The organism is Phocaeicola faecicola, assembly GCF_013618865.1.
Taxonomy (GTDB): Bacteria; Bacteroidota; Bacteroidia; order Bacteroidales; family Bacteroidaceae; genus Phocaeicola; species Phocaeicola faecicola.
In genome coordinates this window covers 1-2,467 of record NZ_JABSOE010000139.1, presented here as the reverse complement: position 1 = coordinate 2,467, position 2,467 = coordinate 1, and the positions used below count along the sequence as shown (strand labels likewise).

The window sequence follows — 2,467 nt, the reverse complement described above, 5'->3', positions numbered from 1 at the left end:
GTGCGCCCATAAGGGCATATAATAAATATAGCTTTGGCAAGCTATTAGGTTCGTGTTCTTTGAAATAATAACCTATCACCAGCCGACTTATCCATTCAACGAAAGACGATGGGGAGTGTAGCATGTCGGCAAAGCCACGAGTGGACTAACTGTCAAGTCTTGACCGAGTGGCGAGGTGAAACGATAGATATGAGGATAAAGCCTATACTGGTTGAACGATAGTCCGAGCGGCTCGATGATTAAGCCTTAACGGAAGACAGTTACAGACGTTATGCTGTGGCACCCAACTTCTCCTTGCAGGTCGATTGGGCAAAAGAACTTGTCACAGAGCAACTACATAAATAGTAAAGGACGAAAGTCGTATCCGACAATCTATCAAGCCAAATAGTTATTATATGTCTAAATGGGGATTGCCTAAGTGGGGCAACCCATATGGCAACAGAGCTTCCGTAGTAGTCCGAGCAAGGGAAAACCTTGTACATGGCGAAGGGAAGCAGCCATTATCGTTTAATGTTAATTTTGGAAAATGTGAGAGACATGAAAAGAAATCCAGAAAAGATATTAAACAGTCTAACACAACATAGTTCCGACTTGGAATACAAGTTCGAACGTTTGTATCGGATACTGTTTAATGAAGAGATGTACTACATAGCCTACCAACGCATATATGCCAAACAAGGCAATATGACAAAGGGAGTTGACGGAAAAACCGTTGACGGCTTCAGTATATCCCATATTGAGCAGTTGATTGATACGCTCAAAAACGAGACGTATCAGCCTAAACCCTCACAGCGAGTTTACATTCCGAAGAAAAACGGAAAGATGAGACCGCTGGGTATTCCGTCATTTATGGATAAACTTCTGCAAGAGGTTATCAGAATGATTTTGGAAGCTGTCTATGAGGGCAGTTTTGAAAACACTTCACATGGTTTCAGACCGCAACGAAGTCCTCAAACTGCACTTTCAAGCATTCAAAAGTCGTTCAATGGCACAAAGTGGTTTATCGAGGGAGACATTAAAGGATTTTTCGATAACATAGACCATGAAGTATTGATTGCCATTCTTTCAGAAAGAATTTCCGATAACAGGTTTATCAGACTTATCAGAAAATTCCTGAATGCGGGATATGTTGAAGATTGGGTATTCCACAAATCATACAGTGGTACTCCGCAAGGTGGTATTATAAGCCCTATATTGGCGAACATATACCTTGACAAATTCGATAAGTATATCAAGGAGTACATCACAAAATTCAACAAGGGGAAAAGACGCAAAGATAATCCGATTGCAAAACAACTCGGACATCGTAAAGCCAAGTTAGTTGAAAAACTACGAAACACTATTGATGAAACGAAACGTAAACAATTGTTTGCAAGAATTAGAGAAACAGTCAAAGAACGACTGAAATATCCTGCCGGTGATGAAATGGATGACAGTATCAAACGACTGAAATACATAAGATATGCAGATGATTTTCTAATTGGAGTAATCGGTAGCAAGCAAGATTGTATCCAAATCAAAGAGGACATAAAGCAATTTATGGCTGATAAATTGAAACTGGAACTATCTGACGAGAAAACTCTGATTACCAATGCAAGAAAACACGCTAAATTTCTTGGTTATGATGTCTTTGTACGAAAATCCAATGATACACGCAGAGATAAGAACGGTCATTTGACAAGGTCGTTAGACCACAAGATAGTACTATATGTGACTACCGAAATAATGCGAAAGAAACTTCTTGAATATGATGCTGTTAAAATTACCGAGCAGAACGGGAAAGAAGTTTGGAAACCAAAAGGTCGTTCATATATGAGATGTCTTGATGATTTGGAGATTATAAGTCAATATAACTCTGAAATCATGGGGTTCTACAACTATTACTCGATAGCAAACAACAGCCCCGTTATTGACTCTTTCTACAACATTATGGAGTATAGTATGTACAAGACATACGCCGCAAAATACACAACTTCCAAAAAGAAGATTATTGCGAAGTACAAGAAAAACGGTGTATTCTCCATACCATACACAAACAAGAAAGGGTATGAGGTCAGACGTGAGTTTTATGACAAAGGTTTCAAACGCAAGGAACTACCGAACCGTACTTTGGATGACAGATTACCTAACACAGTCGCTATAACGGGTGGCAGAAATGGATTAATTACAAGACTAAATGCACGTGTATGTGAAAACTGCGGTGCAACCGATAATCTTGAAATGCACCATGTTCGCAAACTCAAAAACTTGAAAGGTAAAAGTGATTGGGAAATAAAAATGATTTCTCGTAACCGTAAAACATTAGCAGTATGTTCAATATGTCATCACAAAATACATTCGGGAAAGTTAAACTGAATGATAAGGTGGAGAGCCGTGTACGGGGAGACCTGTATGCACGGTTCGGAGGCGAGTGCTTGGAAACCTACCATTGTAACAAATGGCAAGGCGCTGGGTGCTTAGCCTATGG

The 2,467-nt window shown here is 39.6% G+C and carries 1 protein-coding gene; it reads left to right on the top strand.

The genetic code is table 11. The features are described 5' to 3' along the window. Positions 1-537 precede the first annotated feature (537 nt). Positions 538-2,355: a reverse transcriptase domain-containing protein gene (locus tag H3001_RS18970; protein WP_057325972.1), complete on the top strand. Its 1,818-nt coding sequence runs from the start codon at positions 538-540 to the stop codon at positions 2,353-2,355. Positions 2,356-2,467: the final 112 nt, after the last annotated feature.